Raw genomic sequence first — 19395 nt, 5'->3', positions numbered from 1 at the left:
AAATATCCATAGTTTTGAAAATAACGGTAAAAAATCCGCTTATTTTACTATTCGCCAATGCCTGGACTACTATATCAATAGCATTTTATCGTATTATCGTGTAAAATAAACTTTTAGAATAATTTAGGGACGTGAACAGTTTGATTAAAATTGAAATGCCAAAACCAGATTTAGTAATTCGTCAACGCGAACAAGTGTTAAAACCAGGGGATGTTGAAATTACACCATACTTCGGATTTATTGATTTCCATAAAATTACGCGTGATAAAGGCGGTATCTTCTTCTTCTATAATGAAAAGAACGAGCTTTTATTCGTAGGTAAAGCACGTAAAATCCGTCAACGTATCAAAAAGCACTTTGAAGACAATGTTTCACCAATGAAAAACCACCGTGCTGAAATTCACAAAATTGAAGTATATGAAATTGAAGATCCAATGGAACGTGAAATTTACGAAACATTTGCAATCAATCAATTCCAGTCAAAATACAATATCGATAAAGTTTTTTTCGAACGCGCATAAATTGTGAGACATAGCCCAAAAATGCCATTTTCCTCCGAGAGAGAAAAATGGCATTTTTTCTATGCGTTAAAAATTGATTTCCATTCCGGGACGCTTTCCGCGGGCACGGCCTGAGCCTGTAGTCTCAGGCGTCGTGCTGTTCCCGCTGGAGTCGCCCTCCATTCCAATCAATTTTACAAAATATCCGTTTATTAATTTACTTCTACTTTTCTGCACAAATCTTTAATTATTCTGCTTTAAAATCGAGCATTTCATTAATTTTCGATAAATCTTCCATAATGCCTTTTTTCTGGATGGCAATGCCGTCGTACCATTTGTTTAAAATGTCCTGCATGCCCTTCTCGATTTCTTTTCCTTCCGATACGAGCTGTACCATCACGTCGATTACTTTTGTACGTTCTTCGTAAAACTTGACGCGTGCCGGAAAATCTTTGCCGATGTTTTGTTTAAAAATATAGCCGAGTTTAATAATTCCATTATTCATCAGCTGCTCCGAGTAAAGTGTCGATCCGACAACTGCTAAACGCTCTTTAAAATCCGGCTCTTCTTTAATATAGTTTTGCATCAGGAGGGCAACCTCATCTGCGAAAGATTTGAGTTTGTTGCGCTGTCCTTCCATCAATTCTTTAGATTCCTCGAAAATATTAAGCATCAGTTCTGTATGTTCAAGCATATTTTTCACTTTATTTAATGGTTCTTCACTTGCCCCATTCAGACGTACTTGAATTGTACGATATACATATTGGCGTTGTAAGTAGGCCGACAGTAATATAATCCCGTTGTAATGAACGCTTGCTTCGTAATGTTGTTGTGTTATCATAGTAAAATCCTCCAACCAGTATGTCTATACACTGTTAACAATACCACATATTCTTTCTCTTGAAAGGAAAAAATTCAAACTATTTTAACTTTTATATAAAAAAGAAAGTCTCGGAATGGCTCCGTGACTTTCCCATATCGATTACACCGATGCGTAACCGACCAGTTTTTTAAATTCATCCCAACTTGTAAGACGCGTATATTCCACAGTCTGATTGTATGACTGGTTTTTCACGATTACTTTCGTTGTGCTACCAGCCAATGTGTTTAAAACAGCTGGTTTATCATCTACATATACATCAAGTTCCAGGTTTTTGATAATATCGATTTTCTCATGGTCTGCCATCCCGCAGTAAAAACGCTCATCCACAACCGGGAACCCTTGTGCTTTTACCCATGCGCGGGTCTGTTCACAATACCCTTTCGGACGGGATGTAATATAGTAAATTTCATGCCCTTCTTCTGCTAAAGCGTTCAATACCTCTTTTGCGCCTTCAAAGCTTGGACAATTCGTGAAATAGATTTCTTCCATTGAGTCTTTCCACATTTGGTTGCCTTCTTCATTTGTTAGCCCAAATGGTTCATGGATTTCGACAGTTGCAATTGTATCAAACACATCTTCGCCAATCGTTTTGTTCAATTTTTTATTATATAAATGAAACGCATGTCGACGTAAATCGATTAACGTATCATCAATGTCAAATCCGAATTTCATATCCCTCACCTAACTTAATACGAGAAAAGCTTCATGAAACTTTTGCTCTTTTTCTATTTGTATTGCCTGGATTTTTTCAATCTGTTGTTTTCGTGCTGTTGCGCAGCTGATAAAATCAAACTTCTCATTTTCCAGTAGCATTTGTGCCAGCATATGGGCATCCATTAACGAACTATTTAATCCGTACGCGCCGGTCGGAGTCATCGTATGCACAGCATCCCCGATTAATGCAACACCTTCTTTACCCCATTGCTCCGTTGTACTGCTGAATACATCAAGCAGCACAAAGTCTTTCCATGACTGGATATGTTCCTGTACGACAGGGGCCAATTGTGGAAATGCTTTTACGAGCTTTTCAATAAACGGCATAAAAGGCTGTTTGCGTAATTCCGGATAGCTTCCTTTATTAATATTCCAGCCGATTTGTACAAATCCTTTTGCCTGTGTAAACAAGGAAATTTGCATGCCATCAACAAGGGCCATTTTAATGGAAGGTGTCCAATTTGCAGGTGCCGGTATTCTTGCCCAGAGCAGATCATAGCCATGATCGCGGATCGTTACATCTAAATTCGCCAATTTTCTAACTGTAGAATAGCGCCCATCCGCACCGATGATAAGCTGTGCCTCAATTGTCATATCTATATCACCTTGTTTGGCGCGAACTGCTGTATATTGTCCGTGCTCGTTTTGAACAAGCTCTTTAACCGTTGTATTCAATAAATAGTTAAACGTTGGATAGCCTTGTGCCTGCTCGATAATTGCTTGAAGCAAATGAGCTTGCGGAACATGGATGCCTAAATGCCCTACAGCCGGATCCGGTTCAATTGTTTTAAACTTTTCACCGCTCATCCAATATTCCAATGTTTCCATACGCAGCAAACCGAGCTGTTCAATTCGTTCGAATAGCTCATACTGTTTTAAAATCCGCTCGCCTTCTTCATTTAAATGTTCCCCGCGGAATGCCTTTGCAAAGCCATTTGTCCGTTCAATTAAAAGAACAGACACATTATTTTTCGCTAATATATTGGCAAGAAGCGCACCGCCTGGACCACCGCCAACAATGCATACATCCACTTTTTTAATCATGTAAACCAGCCTTCTTTGGATAGGCAATAATATGCAAATCTTCCCCGACGTGAGTGACTTCACCAAATTCAAGCTGATTTGCCACATCGATTGTTTCTACATCAGTTCCTGTAAACGGTGTAATGGAGTTTTTCCCACCCAATACTTTCGGTGCGATATACACGATATACTGGTCAATGAAGCCGCCTCGTAAAAATGACGCGTTCACATTGCCCCCACCTTCAACAAGCAGATGCGTAATACCCTTTTTAAATAATGCTTTCAACATATCCTCTATGTGCAAGCCTGTTTTTTCTTTTTCTACTCGAATAATTTCAACACCATTACGCTCCAATTGCTGTGCCTTTTCTTCATCAGAATCGAGTGAAGTGACAATGATTGTACGAGCTTCCGTTGTGTCCGCAATATGTGCATCAACCGGTGTTTTCAAAGTACTATCCAACACGACACGTATCGGGTTACGACCTTGTCGATCATCCTTTAGTCGCGTCGTCAGCTTTGGATTATCATTTAAAACCGTTTGTACACCTACTAATATCCCGTCCACTTCATGACGCAATTCATGTACATCCCCGCGCGCTTCTTCCCCTGTAATCCATTGTGAATGACCATTATATGTCGCAATTTTGCCGTCAAGTGTCATGGCGAATTTCGCAACTACAAACGGACGCTCTGTCAGCATATTATGAATAAAGCGTTCATTCAGCTTTTGTGCTTCCTCTTGAAGCACACCGACTTCCACTTCGATTCCCGCATCGCGTAAAAGACGAATACCGCGCCCAGCTACTTCAGGATTTGGATCTTCCGTGGCAACGACGACGCGCTTAAACCCGCTTTCTTTCAACAGCTTCGCACAAGGTGGTGTTTTGCCGTAGTGTGAACATGGTTCCAGTGTGACATAAATTGTCGCATCTTTTGTATGTTCACCTGCCATATTCACCGCATGTACTTCTGCATGGGGTTCCCCTGCTTTTCGATGAAGTCCTGTACCGACAATGACACCATCTTTTACGATAACGGCTCCAACTAGCGGATTTGGATTTGTATTCCCTCTGGCACTTGCTGCCAATTCAAGCGCAAGCTGCATATAGTCCTGATCAGTTTTCATTAGAAATTCTCCTTACACAGTTAACTTTTCAACAATTCCGATATGTCCAGACTTTTCTACTTTAGTTTTCAAGTACTGTTCATTCGTTTCCGTCAGGCCGCCCCATAATGGAATATGGCCATCCGCAAGTAAACCGTTTTCCTGCAATGCTGCAAGTTTTTTCGGATTGTTCGTAATGAGCGTTACCGGTTTTGCCCGCAGGACTTGCAATACTCGGATTGCATCATCATATGAGCGGACATCATCTTCAAAACCGAGTGCATGATTCGCTTCCACCGTATCAAACGCTTCTTCCTGCAATAAGTAAGCAAGTGATTTGGAAAACAGACCAATACCGCGACCTTCATGATCTGCCAAATAAAAGATAGCGCCACAGCCGTGTTCAACAATCATCTTCATGGATTCATGTAGTTGATAGCCACAGTCACAACGCTGTGAACCGAAAATATCACCTGTATGACAAATGCTGTGCATACGGATCAATGCATCATCCTGATTGGCAAAATCACCATACACAAGTACAGATGACTGCTGGCCAAAAGCTAAATGCATCGATGATACAGAGTCTACTACCTGTTCTTTCGTCTGGTTTTTTTCAACAGTTGTCCATGAGTACCACTGGAATGTTGCTTCTAGATTTTCTTGTTTTATAGGTAGCTTTACCGGTCCGACAACTGCAATATTTTGCAGATCATCACGACGTACAAGCTGAATTTTATCTTCTAAAATAGCCATTATTTTTTTCATCTTATCACCTTTATTTTTTATTAAGTTACTTTATGTAACCTAGTTTACAATAATAAGCGTTTAACGTCAAATAAACCAGAACTATCAATTGATAGTCCTGGTTTCTATCATACAGAGCCAAAACGATTCTGGCTATTAGAAATGGTAATCTTCTATTTTTTTCACCTTTTGTGCAATCATACTTACTGCTACAAATGTGATAAGAGAAGCTATGATCGGAATTGTTACGGAATGCATGCCATAAATATTTTCCGCAAAACGGTAGATGACAATATATAATGTCAGGCCGACAATCATCGAACTGATAGCCCCGTATTTGTTTGCTTTCTTCCAGTACAGGCCAAAAACAACACTCCATAAAAAGGCCGATTCCAGTCCGCCGAACGCAAACAAATTCAGCATGATTAACAGCTCAGGCGGTTTAACGGCAAAAATAACTACCGCGCCCCCGATAATGCTTGTCACCCAGAAGCTGCGATTTTTAATTTGTGCATCGCTTGCTTTCGGGTTGATATAGTTTAAATAAATATCTTTTACAACCGTAGAACTTACTAGTATCAGCAGTGCATTAACCGTCGACATAATGGCCGCCATTGGAGCTGCGAGTACGATTCCTGCCAGAACCGGCGGCAGCACTTCCAATGTCAGCAGCGGCATGACTTTATCGCCGACTTCAATTCCCGGCATGACCGGACGTGCAAATACACCGATTAAATGCATGCCAAACATGATTGTCCCGATTCCGATTGTCCCGATTAAAATGGCTTTATGTAGGCTTTTCGAATCTTTGTAACTCATCGCACGAACCGCGATTTGTGGCAAACCAATAACACCAAGTCCAATTAAAATCCAAAATGTTGAAACATACAATGGTGTCAGGTTTTGTTCCGCACCAAATGGCGTCACTAAATTCGGATTTTCTGCAACCAATCCTTGCATAATTGTGTCAACACCACCACCGGCAATGACTGTAGCAATAAGAAGGATGACCGTACCTACAATCATAATCGATCCTTGCAATGCATCCGTTAACGCAACAGCCCGGAAACCACCGATAATTACATACGCCAATACGGCTACTGCAAAAATGAGCAATGCACTTGTATAAGAAAGCCCTGTCAACGATTCAATCAGACGTGCCCCACCTACCCATTGCGCTGTCATGGAAGCAAAAAGGAAGATAATGATACTGATTGCCGATAAAATAACAATGGTATGGCTGTCATAGCGTTTCTTTAAAAAGTCGATTAATGTAATCGCTTCAATTCGGCGTGCCACAATCGCAAATTTTTTGCCGAGCACCATTAAAACAAAATAACCTGCAGGCAGTTGTGCCATTGCCAACAGAACCCATCCAAGACCTGTATTATAGGCAACTCCTGGTCCCCCGATAAAACTTGAGGCACTGCCATATGTCGCCATCATCGTCATCGCCAGGATGAAACCGCCCATTTCGCGACCGCCTAAAAAATATTCCTGTAAAAACGAATTAGATGTACGGACTTGGCGATTTGCCCAAATCCCGATACCAAAAATGATGATTAAAAATATGAGTAATGGAATAATCACAGACCAATGTATCATTTTTGATCGTCCTCCTCTTCAAGTGAAATATCTTTGAAGAAAAGCTTCATCGCAAGCCAGATGGCAATAATCATGAAAATGGTTCCTGCGATACAACTATAGAAAAACCATGCCGGAAATCCGAATACATAGTCATACTCAAGCGGGTCACCAGAACCAAGCCCATACGCAAATCCGAACCAGATTGCAAAGTTGATGATGACAAGCACGACACCGATCAGTGCTTCTTTATGTGCGATTTTAAAACGCTTATCCTGCACATTAAACATCCTTTCTGTTTACCATTTAAATCTGCTGTAATTTCAGATTCATTAGGGAATTAACTCGCTCTAAGTGGACAATCGTCATTTTAGAGACTTAACCTCTCTATTCTACGTTGCCAAACCTTGAATGAAAAGACTTTGTCGACGATTTGTCTAGCAAAAATAAAAAAGCGTCGCCTAGATTTACTAGACGACGCCCCATTTGGAAATTACAGTAACTCTTTGCGCAAATCGGCCGGTGATTTTGGGGATAATAAACCGTATGGAATGTCGAACACCGTTTTTGCCCCTTTGTCTCCCTTTGCGTGCAATTTGTATGCAGCGCGGGCATAGGCAACGAGAACACTTGATGTAAACATCGGATTCGATTCAAGCGTTAATGAAAACTCCATAATTTGTTTGTCTGATTCGCCGGATTGACCAGAACGGATAACAAATCCGCCATGTGGCATACCTTGGTGATTTTCTTTAAATTCAGCTTCCGTAATAAAGTTCACAGTCGTATCATAATCCGCAAAATAATTTGGCATTTCTTTAATTTCTTTTTCGATCGTTGCTGCATCTGCACCTTCTGCCAATACAACAAAGCATTCACGGGCATGTTTTTCACGTGTTGTCAGCTCCGGATTTTCACCGTTGCGCACACGGTTAACCGCTTCTTTAATCGGCAATGTATATTGCACTGCATTTTTTACGCCTTCAATACGACGCACTGCATCTGAGTGACCTTGGCTTAAGCCGTCTCCCCAGAATGTATATGTATTTCCTTCAGGTAGTACTGTTTCACCCAATAGACGATTCAATGAAAACAGACCCGGGTCCCAGCCAACCGAAATGATTGAAACTGTGTCACTTTTTTGTGCCACTGCTTCGACTGCATCAAAAAACTCCGGAATTTTTGCATGCGTATCATAGCTGTCGATCGTGTTGAACCATTGTGCAAAATGAGGAACTTGCTCCGGTAAATCCTTTGCAGAACCACCACATAAAATCATAACATCAATTTGTTCTTTGTAATTCGGTGCGTCTTCCACTAAATAAACCGGTACGTTCGGTGATTGGATTGAAACTGTAGCAGGATCACGTCGCGTAAATACAGCTACCAATTCCATGTCAGCATTTTGTCCGATTGCTGCTTCTACACCTCGACCTAAGTTCCCGTAACCTACAATACCAATGCGAATTTTACTCATTATTCATTCCCCCAAGTTAATTATTCGACGATTGCTCATTTACATCATGATGTAAATTCAGAATTTTCGTCTAAATTATATTTCATCATACAGTTTCATTTTTATGAATACAATATTTTTCGTTGTTTTCACAAGAAATGTTATCTTTCGCGCGATGCTTGTATTATTTACATAAAAGTGTTTTCATTTTCTATTTAGGTGAATTTTTGATATACTGATAAAGTAAAAAATAGACTAATTGGGGGAAAAACATGAAAAAGTTATCAGCGATTTTATTAGCATTCACACTTGTATTTTCAAGTGTAGGGACTACGATTTTATTTGCTAATGATGCACAGTCAGTTGAAGCAAAAGGTTACAAATCTGGGAAAAAAGGCTTCAACAGCAACAATAACAATTCTAATATTCAGAAAAACAACAACGATGCAACAAACCCGACAACAACAAAACAAAATAACAATACAACGAAAAAGAATGATTCAAATACAGCTTCATCAAACAAAGGCGGTTTAATGAAAGGCTTAATGCTTGGTGGTTTAGCCGGTTTATTATTCGGTAGCATGTTTGCCGGCATGGGTATGTTAGGTAACATTTTAGGTCTGTTAATCAACGTAGCAGCAATTGCGGCAATTGTCTTCTTCCTAGTGAAGATTTACCAGTTGATCAAACGCAAAAAAGATAAAGAGGTTACTGATACGTGGAAAAACTAACATTACTTGAACAAGATTTAATTAATACCGTTTGTCTATTCCATGCAAAATTCAAAAACACAGCACCAGAAGATGTAGAAGTGGAGTTAATGTATGATGATGTTGCCGGATATTCAGCGGAAGCTTTCTACAATGGACAGCTAGACGTTTACAACTCTGTAAATTTCATTATGGCACTTCGTCTGTATATTGATGAGCAGCTTGGCCGAGATTCAATGTCAGCACGTATTTCACTTGCTATTGATGATGAAGAAGGCATGATTGCTCACGTAGAGTTTTAATAAAAAAGTAAGACCCGTCTCCTCTCTGATTTGAGAGAAGACGGGTCTTATTTTATGCAGTCGGCTGTACTTCCGGCGTATACTTCGTCGTAAGTGATTTGTAGCTTACGATAAACGCGATCAGTGCCAATACAGAAGCAGCGACTAAATAAATGACAAGAACTAAAGCATTCGATGATAACATTGATAGATCACCCAATGAAATAACCGATTTGAACCCTGAGATTGAATACGTAAACGGTAAATACGCACTTACAGCCTGCAAATTTTCAGGCAGCATTGGAATCGGCAAATTCGAACCTGTAATCGATAATTGTGCAACAGCAAGTACAAGTGCGATAAATCGTCCGATATTGTCTGCAACCGATACAAGGAAGAAAATAATTGACATGAACACAATGCTGACAAAAATCCCGAATAAAATAAACTGTACTACATGATCTACCGATAGCTGTAATACGACTAATGTAAATCCTGTAACCAATACCGCCTGAATTGTAGCAAACAGTGCTAATTGCAGCCATTTACTGACAAACCAGCTTACAGCAGACTTTGGCAATACAGCCGGCTTTTTAAAGTCCACAAACATGGACAACACAAGCATACCTACGAATAATGCCAACGATAAAATATACGGTGCTGTTGAATCGCGGTAATATTCATAAGCATTAACCTTCTCCCCTGCCAACGTGACTGGTGAAGAGAACATCGCAATATTTTCATCGGTAATTCGTAATGCCGCCACTTGCTCACGACCACCTTCCAAACCAGTCGCCAATTCCGATGAACCTGCCTGAAGACGATTGACACCATCATTTAATGAAGTAACACCTTCTGTCATTGTTTGCCAGCCGACTGCAACGGTTTCATTACCCGTGCTGATTTGTGTCAACCCGCTTTTCAGGCTGGAAACACCTGCGCCTAATTTGTTCCATGAACTTGTTAGCGATGCGTTACCATTTGCTACTTGGGAAGCACCACCCGCTAAAGTTGATGCACCTGAAACGACCGCTGTCTGTCCTGCAACGAGCGCATCGATTCCTTTTACTGCCTGCCCTTGTCCAGCTGTTAATGAACTAATACCGGATACAATCGTTTTCTGACCGGCAATTGCGTTTTCAATTCCGGCTGTCAATGCAGGCATTGATTGTGCCATCTGGTTGGCACCATTGCTTAATGCATTGGCACTTTGAACGGCAACCGGATAAACGGTACCAAGCTCTCCTAAGCCTGCACTTAAAGCAAGTAAATTTTCACGGTATGCTTCCATGCCAGGTGCTTGCGCCAATGTTTGCAGTAATGCAGCACCTTGAGCCATTTGTTCAATATCCGCCTGTTTTGACTGCAACACAGTCGCCAGCTGGTTTAAGCCTTTTGCCAACCCTGGATTCCCCTGCGTGCCGTCCCCTAAAGCGATGCCAGCATAAAGCCGATTTGCTCCTGCTGAAAGCTGCTGTAATCCAGTCAGAAGATTTTCTGAACCAGGCTGCAATTTCTGTAAGCCTGTATAAATTTCCGTTGAACCGCCTTTTAATGAATTAAGACCCGCTAACACTTGCTGTGAGCCGCCCTTTAACTGTGTCGCACCAGATGCCACTTGACGTGATCCGGACGCTAGCTTATTAATATCGCCTGTTCCACCATTGATCGCGGAAAGAAGCTGACCTGCCCCCGCATCAGCCGTTTTCGCACCGGCAGCAAGTTTGTTAATGTCTGCCGATTTTTCCGTCAACGATGTTAACAATGTGTTCGTCCCGTCCGCCAGCTGCTCTGTACCATCTGCAATTTGCTTCGAACCATCCGCTCCACTAGCAAATCCTGTTTCGATATCCGTAAATCTGGAGAATACCGTTCTGGCATAGGTCGCTGTAATTTTGTCCCCTAATTGTTCACGAAGTTTTTCTACAGCACTGTTCGTGACTTGCGCACCCATGAAGTTTAATCCTTCATTTTGAATGTAACGCAATTCCGGCACTTGCGGATTTGCATCAAGAACCGTTGTCACCTTTTGCGAAAAGTCTTCCGGCACTTCTACCACTAGGTAAAATTCCTGCTTATCCAGCCCTTCCATCGCTTCTTCTTCCGTCACAAAATGCCAGCCCAATGAGTTACTTTCTTTCAATGTTTCCATTAAATCATTGCCTACATTGATCGCTTGACCACCTGAAACCCCTCCGGCATCCTTATTGACGAATGCAACCGGTAAGTTATCCAGATTGTCGTACGGCCCCCATGTAGCAGACAGAAGAACTGCTACATAAACAATCGGAATGAGCATGACACCGATCAATGCAATGAGTAAACCTTTGCGATTTTTCAGTGACTGCAATTCCTTCCCAAACAACTGAAACGACCCCATAAAAACCCCCCTTTTTATGAAAATAATCCTATACGAATGAATAAAGACTCATTGCGTATATACAATAATATATTCTAAGTTTTTACATATTTCTACTAGAAAATGTAAATATTTTCTTGTTAGTACGTGAATTTTGTTCATATTAATATACAAAAAATAGGACAAAATAATCGCTAAATAATTTTCTATTTTAGGACTCTCTTTATTTATCCGAATATTCTAACTTAAATTATTATCGGTAATTAAGATAATAGTTCAGTTTCCATAATGTTTTTTGCAAAAAAAAATAAAAAAAATACCACTAATTGGTTGCCCAAATTAGTGGTTTAGTTATGGAATTATTTTTCTTGTGGTGCAGCTGTATCAACAATGCGGCCTTCAGTTGTGTATTTAATTTCTTTTAATGAAGTTAAATGCTCTTTTAAATTTTCCCAATCAGAAAGACCTAGATCTATTACACGGCCTTCATTATACGCTTTTTCAAATGTTGTATAGCCTTCTTGGCCTTTAGCTGTAAATGCATTTGTGGCAATTACATATGTTTCATCATCTTTTAAATCAACATATGTGGATGTCGCTTCATCAAAATACTGAACAGAAATAACTCTTGACCCTACTTCTTTAGATGAATCGTAAGTTAATTTCCCTCCAGAAATATGAAGGAAACGGCCATGTTCTTCCGGGGCATCCTTAACTGAATTTTCAAAAGCTGCTTTAATATCTGCACCCGTTAATTCAACAAGAGATAAAGTATTACCGAAAGTTAATACAGACATAACTTGCCCAATTGTTACATTACCTGCTGGAATTTCCGCACGAATGCCGCCACCATTTTGTAATGCCATTACTACTTTTTTATCAGTATACTGTTTCGCCTTTGCTAGCATACCATCCGTAATAATATTTCCTAATGCTGTTTCACTATTGCGCACACTGATAGGACTAGTTTCTGATTTACGAGGGTTCACTAGTTTTTCTGTCAATGTAACTCCAATCTCTACCGATCCCAATGCATCCACTTTTTCTTTATATGGTGCCAGCATTTTTAAGCCTTCCGCATCATCTGCTAATTTGCCAACCTCAATTAATTGCCCGTCATGCTTAACGATGACACCTTTATCATCAAACTCAACATTGAGAGTACCAAGAAAATCCGTATATTGATATGCCTGTACAATTAACGTTGCATCTTTTTTCTCACCAACTGTATTAGTATCAACAATAAACGGTTCTTCTAGCTTTGTATGTGAATGGGCGCCTACGATAATATCAATTCCTGGGACTGTTTTTGCTAGAGTTAAATCATTGTCTATTGCAGGATTATCATCATAACCGATATGTGTCAAAGCGATAATTTTATCGACACCTTTATCTTCAAACGCTTTTACCGCTTTTTTTGCTTCGTCGATGTAATTTTCAAATGCCACACTGCCTGGGGAAGCAATTTCTTTTGTTTCAGCTGTTGTTAAACCGAAGATTCCGACTTTTTCGCCGTCTACTTCTTTAATCATACCAGCGTAAATTTTGCCGTTTTCAGGCTCGCTCGATACTAAATCCGAGAACAAACCTGTGAACAGACTGTCTTTTGTGAAATCCACATTCGCAGTTAAAATTGGGAACTGCGCTGCTTTAATAAATTCCGCTAATGCTTTATGTCCTTCTGTTGAATCACCTAAATCAAATTCATGGTTCCCTAATGTCATCGCATCAAACTTCAATGCATTTAAAAAAGGAAGATCTGCTTGTCCTTCAAATTCGTTGAAGTATAAAGTTCCGCTGAAAACGTCACCCGCATGCAATAATAGCGCATCCGGTGTTTTCGCACGTTGTTCATTGACAGCCGTCATTAATTTTGGAAGCGCCTCTACACGAGAATGTGTATCGTTTACATGCATAATCGATAATTTATAATTATTTGTTTCCGGTTCCGGTTGTGGTGCTGGTGCAGCTGCAGCCATCATAGTCGCCAATACACTTGATAGTTCGCCACGTGTAAGTTGTTTAGTAGGATTAAATACTACTTTAGCCTCTGTTAATAAAGCCGTTGCATCAATCGGGTATACCGCTGATACATTCGTTAAAATTTTAGCCAATTGACCATGTGTAATTTTATCCGCTGTGCGGAATGTACCGTCTTCATAACCGTTTACAAATCCAGTCGCTACTAATGCTGCTATTTGACTATAATACTGGTTAGACGTTTTAATATCTTTAAGGTTAGGATTTTTTACATTTGTTGTATCTAGTTTAAGAGCGCCAGCAATCATTTTTGCTGCTTGTCCGCGTGTAACCGTTGTATCCGGTTTAAATGTACCGTCTCCAAATCCTTTTACGATACCTGCAGATGTTAAAGAATTGATCCCTTCTGCATATGGATGGCTAGCACTAACATCCGTAAAAATTGTCTCTTCTGCCATAACACCTGTTGCGCCTACAGCTACTGCCGTAAATGCTGCTAAAGCTGTTGCTGAATACATTCTCTTTTTCTTCATCAAAAGACCCCCTACAAAATTTTAACCTACCTTTTGATAGTAACGAAATATTATAAAAATTTCCACATATTCCGGAAAATTTTACTTCTAATTAACAAAAAATTTCATACTAAAGGCACAAAAAAAGACAAAGCCAATAAAAATTGACTTTGTCTTTAAAGTTATCGAATGGAATTATTGTTGTGCAGCTTTAGCACGTAATACCATTTGTAGGATACCGCCGTGACGGTAGTAATCTACTTCTACTTCAGAGTCGAAACGAGCTAACGCTTTGAACTCAGTTACTTTTCCTTCTGGAGAAGTTGCAGTAACAGTTAGGATATCACGTGGTTTAACATTGTCAGTTAAGTTAACGTCGATTGTTTCGTCACCTTTTAATCCTAAAGTTTCAGCTGATTCGCCAGCCATGAATTGTAATGGTAATACGCCCATCATTACTAAGTTAGAACGGTGAATACGCTCGTAAGATTGTGCGATTACAGTTTTAACGCCTAGTAAGAATGTACCTTTAGCAGCCCAGTCACGAGATGAACCCATACCGTAGTCGTTACCAGCTAATACTACTAAGCCAGTACCTGCTTCTTTGTACTTCATACAAGCATCATAAATGTACTCAACTTCGCCTGTTGGCCAGTAAGTAGTGAAACCACCTTCTGTACCTGGAGCGATTTGGTTACGGATACGAATGTTTGCGAATGTACCGCGCATCATTACTTCGTGGTTACCACGACGAGAACCGTAAGAGTTGAAGTCACGGATTGCAACACCGTTTTCGATTAAGTACTTACCAGCTGGTGTATCTTTACCGATTGCACCTGCAGGAGAGATGTGGTCAGTAGTGATAGAGTCACCGAACTTAGCCATTACACGCATTCCAGCTAATGTTTGGATAGCACCTGGCTCTTTAGAAAGACCAGTGAAGAATGGTGGGTTTTGGATGTAAGTTGATTTTTCATCGAAAGTATATAAGTTTTCAGTTGAAGTTTCGATTGCATTCCAAGCTTCGTTAGCAGTGAATACTGTTTCGTATTCTTTTTGGAATAATTCACGAGTTACAACTTTATTTAATACTTCGTTAACTTCTTCAGTTGATGGCCAGATATCAGCGAAGAATACTTCTTTGCCTTCTGGAGTTACAGCGATTGCGTCTTTTTGTAGATCGATATCTACAGTACCCGCTAAAGCGTAAGCAACAACTAATGGTGGTGAAGCTAAGAAGTTAGCTTTTACTAATGGGTGTACACGACCTTCGAAGTTACGGTTACCTGATAATACAGAAGTTACGAATAAATCGTTTGATTTGATTGCATCTTCGATTTCTGGTAATAACGGACCAGAGTTACCGATACATGTTGTACAACCGTAACCAACTGTGTTGAAACCGATTTGGTCGAAGTAGTCTTGTAAACCTGATTCTTCTAAGTAACCAGTTACTACTTTAGAACCTGGAGCTAATGAAGTTTTAACCCATTTAGCAGGTTTAATGCCTAACTCAACCGCCTTTTTAGCAACTAAACCAGCAGCTAATAATACGTATGGGTTAGATGTGTTTGTACAAGAAGTGATGGCAGCGATTGCTACAGCACCTGCAGGAATTTCTACGTCACCTTCTGCAAATTTAGCAGTTGATGTTTTAGAGAATTCTTCTTCTGTTAAACCGAAACCTTGAGTACCTTGTGGAGCTACTACTGATTCACGGTAAACACGTTTCATTTCAGTTAAAGGAATTAAATCTTGTGGACGCTTAGGACCAGAAAGGTTTGCTTCGATGTCCGCTAAGTTAATTTCTAAAACGTCAGTGTAAACAGGCTCTAAGTCCGGGTTGAAGAACATGTCGTTAGCTTTTAAGTAAGCTTCAACAACAGCAATGTGCTCTTCGTCACGGCCAGTTAAGCGCATGTAGTTTAATGATTCTTCGTCAACTGCGAAGAAACCACAAGTAGCACCGTATTCTGGAGCCATGTTTGAGATTGTAGCACGGTCAGCAAGTGGTAAACCAGGTACGCCAGGTCCGAAGAACTCAACGAATTTGTTTACTACACCACGAGCACGTAATACTTGAGTTACTTTTAATGCTAAGTCAGTAGCTGTTGTACCGTTTGGTAATTCGCCTACTAGTTTAACACCGATAACATCAGGAATTGGGAAGTAAGATGGTTGACCTAACATACCAGCTTCAGCTTCGATACCACCAACACCCCAACCTAGAACACCGATACCGTTGATCATAGTTGTGTGAGAGTCAGTACCTACTACTGAGTCAGGGAATGCTACTAAACCTTCTTCTGTTTCGTTCACGTGAACGATTGGAGCTAAATACTCTAAGTTAACTTGGTGTACGATACCAGTTGCTGGTGGTACAGCGCGGAAGTTATCATAAGCAGTTTGAGCCCATTTTAAGAAGTTATAACGTTCAGCGTTACGCTCGAACTCTAAATCCATGTTCGCTTGTAATGCTGCTGCGTTACCGTATTTGTCTACTTGTACTGAGTGGTCAATTACAAGGTCAACTGGAATTGCAGGGTTGATTTTAGCTGGGTCTCCACCCATTTCTTTCATTGCAGAACGTAATGAAGCTAAGTCAACTACTACTGGAACACCAGTGAAGTCTTGTAATACTACACGAGAAGGCTTGAATGGTACTTCAGCATCTGCATTGTGATTACCGAAGTTAGCTAATTCATTAACATGCTCGTCTTTAATTACGTAGTTATCATATTGACGTAATACTGATTCTAATAATACTTTAATTGAATAAGGTAGGCGTGATACTTTTGCGATACCAGCTTCTTCAATTGCAGCTAAACGGAAATAGTTATAAGTTTTACCGTTAACTTCAAAAGTCGAACGACTGTTGTGTAAGTTTGCCATGTTGTGTTCCCCCTAGTTTTTCTTAATTGAAAAGGTTGTAAAGCTCTTTTCTCCACAGTCAATAATAACGCACATTCATACATAAGTAAATTGCATTATTATTATCTTTTGCGATAAGTTAAAATTATGACCTATCGGAAATACCATTTTCTTCTGCAATACATTTAGAAATCCTACTTTGTCAGAAAGTTCTTCTCACACTGTATTCCTCAACAAATTTCTAATACATTGTAAATTGCATTTTTATTAGTACCTATTTGAAAAAAGTTTGAATAAAAATTATTTTATTATTGTACTAAAATAAAATAATTAGTTTAATTTGAGCCAGCGCTGAATGAATGTTGATACGATACTGCGCAGTTTTTCATTCCGATTGGCAAATTTCAGATAAAAATAAATCGTTTTTGCCAAGTTCAGCTGGTTTGTTCTTGCTTTAAACCACAATGCATCATAGCCCCGCTCATAGGCGACCATTTCCAGCTGGTCAAACAACTGTTCAAACCATTCAATGAAAAGTTCTTCGTCAATATTTTTGGCTAACAATGCCTGAATGATATTGCAGAAACGTTCTTCCTCATCATCGATAAAAACATAGCCCTTCCAAATATTCGCGCGTATTGCCTGCAATATTTGAGCCGTAAAGCGAATCGGATAAAGCGGATGTGCAATAATTGCGCTAATTAACTCCGTTGTATTCGTAATGCTATGTGCCCAGCCAGACTTTGTATCGACAAAGCTTCGCAAATCCTGCTCCTTCGCTAACAGTGCCACTGCATTTTGCGCAAGCAACTCCAACTGCTCACTCGTCAAAATGTTAAGCTGTCGATCGGCATTCACGATTGCGGCTAAATAAAGAGCCACATAGGAACGCTGAAAAACAGAACTTGTCCCATTCTCACCGATATTAAAAAGTAAACCGTCAGTTGAAGAAAGTTTGCTCACAAATTCGGTAATAACTGTTTCGCCGAGTGCATTCTCCGATAACAGCATGATGAACAGTCGATAGTTGAGCTGGTCACGGATTGCTGCTTCTTCATGACCGATTGTTCCCAGTAAATCATTCAATATCGACGGGTGCTCCTGAATCGATTGTTTTCGCTCTTCCGTCGTCATTTCAAAAAACTTTTCATAATCTTCCACTACCAAAAAGACGCCTCCTTACCAAATGCATAACATCATTGTAAGAGACGTGCCAACATTTGACTAGGTAAAAGCTCTTCTAATAGACGCACACCTTCTGAATATACCCGTTTTTTATAAAACAAATGCATCTTCTGCTTCAAATAATTCATTTACTTCAATAACACGATCTGAAAACCGATCCACAACATTCAGATCGACCGTATTAATTAAATTTGTTAATACAATCGAAGTACATTCAAACTGTTTCTGCTTTTTTGTTTGTGCAAATTCCTCAATAAAACGTGACGGTAAAAAGCTGGATCCATCCGTTACGAACAACAAATCCGCTTTTTTAAATTCACTTTTCTTTAAAAGTTTTAATGCTTCACGCAATGGCAGCTCATAATTCGTCCCGCCACCGATGAAACTGTCACTAAACTGAATGAGCTCCTGCGTCTTTGCCTGACCTTTTCTGAAAAATTTGATTTCCCCAACATTTGTTGCAAAAGGAATAATCGCAAAATCTCTTCTCTGCTTTTTGGCGATGTTCAGCAACGCAATACAAAACGCCTTACTTTGTGCTTTAATTGATGTCATAGAACTGCTTTCATCCATGCATACAATAATCGGTCCCTTTCCTTGACGCTCTTTTCCTTTCTTATTAAAAACGAGTGTTTGATGCTCGCTTAATCGCTTCAAAAAATCCAGTTTGCTGTGTCCAAGCATATAGTTCGCCAATTCTGCCGGAAGTAGTCGGGACAGTTCATGCCCAAAAGAAACCGAGTGATGCTGAATTGTCTGTGCTTGTTTTGCTTTTTGCTTTTTCATCGCAATTTTTTTAAAACGGCCGACTAATTCGGCAATTTTATGCAATTCTTTTCGCTCGCTAATCATTTTTGCCAGTTTAAACTGATCGCTTAAAGGAACTTGCTCCAATTTTTTCCCATCCATCGTTCCTACTTTCATGACCGCAGTTTTTGTTTGATGGATATTCTTTTTATTTTCCTGAAGCATCATGCCGATGGATGTTTTGGATAACTGTTTTAAATACTCTCTTTTTTGCGGTAAATCATTTGCCGCACTAGGCATTTGTTGCTGCTTTTGAAAGGCTTCCAGTTGCTCGATCTGAAATGGGTTTTTTTGCTCCTCATAATATTGGAAACTTTTAAGAAGCTGTTCGGCAATGCTGACGGAAGTAAGGACACTCAACAGCTCGTCGCCCTTTGTCAGCGCATGCCATTGGTTGTATTCTTCATTTTTCAGCAGCTCTTTCATAAAATCATATTGCACTTTGTCCAGTTGCTTTGCATTTTCATTTATTACAGGCGCTTTATAATAGAAAGCATGCCAGCAATCTCCGATGATATTCGTAAAGCCGGATACAATTTTTTCACCTTCGATGCAGCTGTCTTTCAATAAAGTGGCCATTTTCAACAATTCGTTAAAACGGGTCTTTTGCTCAGTGCTGCTCTCAAAAACTGTTCGGCTGTAGATTACATGTATGTTCTCACTCATGAAGCTTCC

General features: G+C 39.9%; 16 protein-coding genes. 3 read left to right on the top strand and 13 right to left on the bottom strand.

The window, feature by feature from the left end:
- Positions 1–140: 140 nt before the first annotated feature.
- Complete coding sequence (locus MHH44_RS09610) at positions 141–521, top strand: nucleotide excision repair endonuclease (protein ID WP_008407105.1); 381 nt, start codon at positions 141–143, stop codon at positions 519–521.
- Between the two features lie 226 nt (positions 522–747).
- On the opposite strand, the gene MHH44_RS09605 is transcribed toward MHH44_RS09610, so the two are convergent.
- From MHH44_RS09605 to MHH44_RS09570, 8 genes are all read right to left on the bottom strand, one after another.
- Positions 748–1341: a hypothetical protein gene (locus MHH44_RS09605; RefSeq protein ID WP_008407106.1), complete on the bottom strand. Its 594-nt coding sequence runs from the start codon at positions 1339–1341 to the stop codon at positions 748–750.
- A 141-nt stretch (positions 1342–1482) separates the two neighbouring features.
- Complete coding sequence (locus tag MHH44_RS09600) at positions 1483–2055, bottom strand: 5' nucleotidase, NT5C type (protein ID WP_340798439.1); 573 nt, start codon at positions 2053–2055, stop codon at positions 1483–1485.
- 9 nt (positions 2056–2064) lie between these two features.
- The gene (locus MHH44_RS09595) at positions 2065–3141 is read right to left on the bottom strand and encodes an FAD-dependent monooxygenase (protein ID WP_340798438.1); all 1077 of its coding nucleotides are present in this window, start codon (positions 3139–3141) and stop codon (positions 2065–2067) included.
- Positions 3134–4249, bottom strand: a complete 1116-nt coding sequence (gene ribD / locus MHH44_RS09590; RefSeq protein WP_340798437.1) for a bifunctional diaminohydroxyphosphoribosylaminopyrimidine deaminase/5-amino-6-(5-phosphoribosylamino)uracil reductase RibD — start codon at positions 4247–4249, stop codon at positions 3134–3136. Before ribD ends, MHH44_RS09595 begins: the two co-directional genes overlap by 8 nt.
- Before the next feature lie 12 nt (positions 4250–4261).
- Positions 4262–4996, bottom strand: a complete 735-nt coding sequence (locus MHH44_RS09585) for a GTP cyclohydrolase II (RefSeq protein WP_008407110.1) — start codon at positions 4994–4996, stop codon at positions 4262–4264.
- 135 nt (positions 4997–5131) lie between these two features.
- Positions 5132–6577: a sodium/pantothenate symporter gene (panF, locus tag MHH44_RS09580; RefSeq protein ID WP_179946246.1), complete on the bottom strand. Its 1446-nt coding sequence runs from the start codon at positions 6575–6577 to the stop codon at positions 5132–5134.
- Positions 6577–6849 (bottom strand): YhdT family protein, encoded by a 273-nt coding sequence (locus tag MHH44_RS09575; RefSeq protein ID WP_039967203.1) that lies wholly within the window; start codon positions 6847–6849, stop codon positions 6577–6579. The genes panF and MHH44_RS09575 overlap by 1 nt, the downstream gene beginning before the upstream one ends.
- A gap of 203 nt (positions 6850–7052) precedes the next feature.
- Positions 7053–8036: a diaminopimelate dehydrogenase gene (locus MHH44_RS09570; protein ID WP_340798436.1), complete on the bottom strand. Its 984-nt coding sequence runs from the start codon at positions 8034–8036 to the stop codon at positions 7053–7055.
- A gap of 251 nt (positions 8037–8287) precedes the next feature.
- On the opposite strand from MHH44_RS09570, the gene MHH44_RS09565 reads away from it, so the two are divergent.
- Complete coding sequence (locus tag MHH44_RS09565) at positions 8288–8746, top strand: hypothetical protein (protein ID WP_014823916.1); 459 nt, start codon at positions 8288–8290, stop codon at positions 8744–8746.
- Positions 8734–9027 (top strand): YxcD family protein, encoded by a 294-nt coding sequence (locus MHH44_RS09560; RefSeq protein WP_340798435.1) that lies wholly within the window; start codon positions 8734–8736, stop codon positions 9025–9027. The genes MHH44_RS09565 and MHH44_RS09560 overlap by 13 nt, the downstream gene beginning before the upstream one ends.
- Before the next feature lie 52 nt (positions 9028–9079).
- Here the strand turns inward: MHH44_RS09560 and MHH44_RS09555 are convergent, their stop codons facing one another.
- The 5 genes from MHH44_RS09555 to MHH44_RS09535 all read right to left on the bottom strand — a co-directional run bounded on the left by MHH44_RS09555 (position 9080) and on the right by MHH44_RS09535 (position 19386).
- Entirely contained in the window at positions 9080–11386 is a 2307-nt protein-coding gene (locus MHH44_RS09555; protein WP_340798434.1) for a YhgE/Pip domain-containing protein, read from the bottom strand.
- A 338-nt stretch (positions 11387–11724) separates the two neighbouring features.
- Positions 11725–13878 carry a 5'-nucleotidase C-terminal domain-containing protein gene (locus MHH44_RS09550; RefSeq protein ID WP_340798433.1) on the bottom strand — a complete coding sequence of 718 codons (2154 nt, stop codon included), beginning with the start codon at positions 13876–13878 and terminating at the stop codon, positions 11725–11727.
- 174 nt (positions 13879–14052) lie between these two features.
- On the bottom strand, positions 14053–16749 hold the full coding sequence (acnA, locus tag MHH44_RS09545; protein ID WP_008407118.1) for an aconitate hydratase AcnA: 2697 nt from the start codon (positions 16747–16749) through the stop codon (positions 14053–14055).
- Positions 16750–17058: 309 nt separating this feature from the next.
- Entirely contained in the window at positions 17059–17889 is an 831-nt protein-coding gene (locus MHH44_RS09540; protein WP_340799504.1) for a DUF2785 domain-containing protein, read from the bottom strand.
- A gap of 114 nt (positions 17890–18003) precedes the next feature.
- Positions 18004–19386 (bottom strand): VWA domain-containing protein, encoded by a 1383-nt coding sequence (locus MHH44_RS09535; RefSeq protein WP_008407120.1) that lies wholly within the window; start codon positions 19384–19386, stop codon positions 18004–18006.
- Between the last annotated feature and the right edge of the window lie 9 nt (positions 19387–19395).

The organism is Solibacillus sp. FSL K6-1126, assembly GCF_038003445.1.
GTDB classification, from domain to species: domain Bacteria; phylum Bacillota; class Bacilli; order Bacillales_A; family Planococcaceae; genus Solibacillus; species Solibacillus silvestris.
Note: the sequence above shows the minus strand (reverse complement) of the source record. Positions and strands in the feature narration are given on the sequence as shown.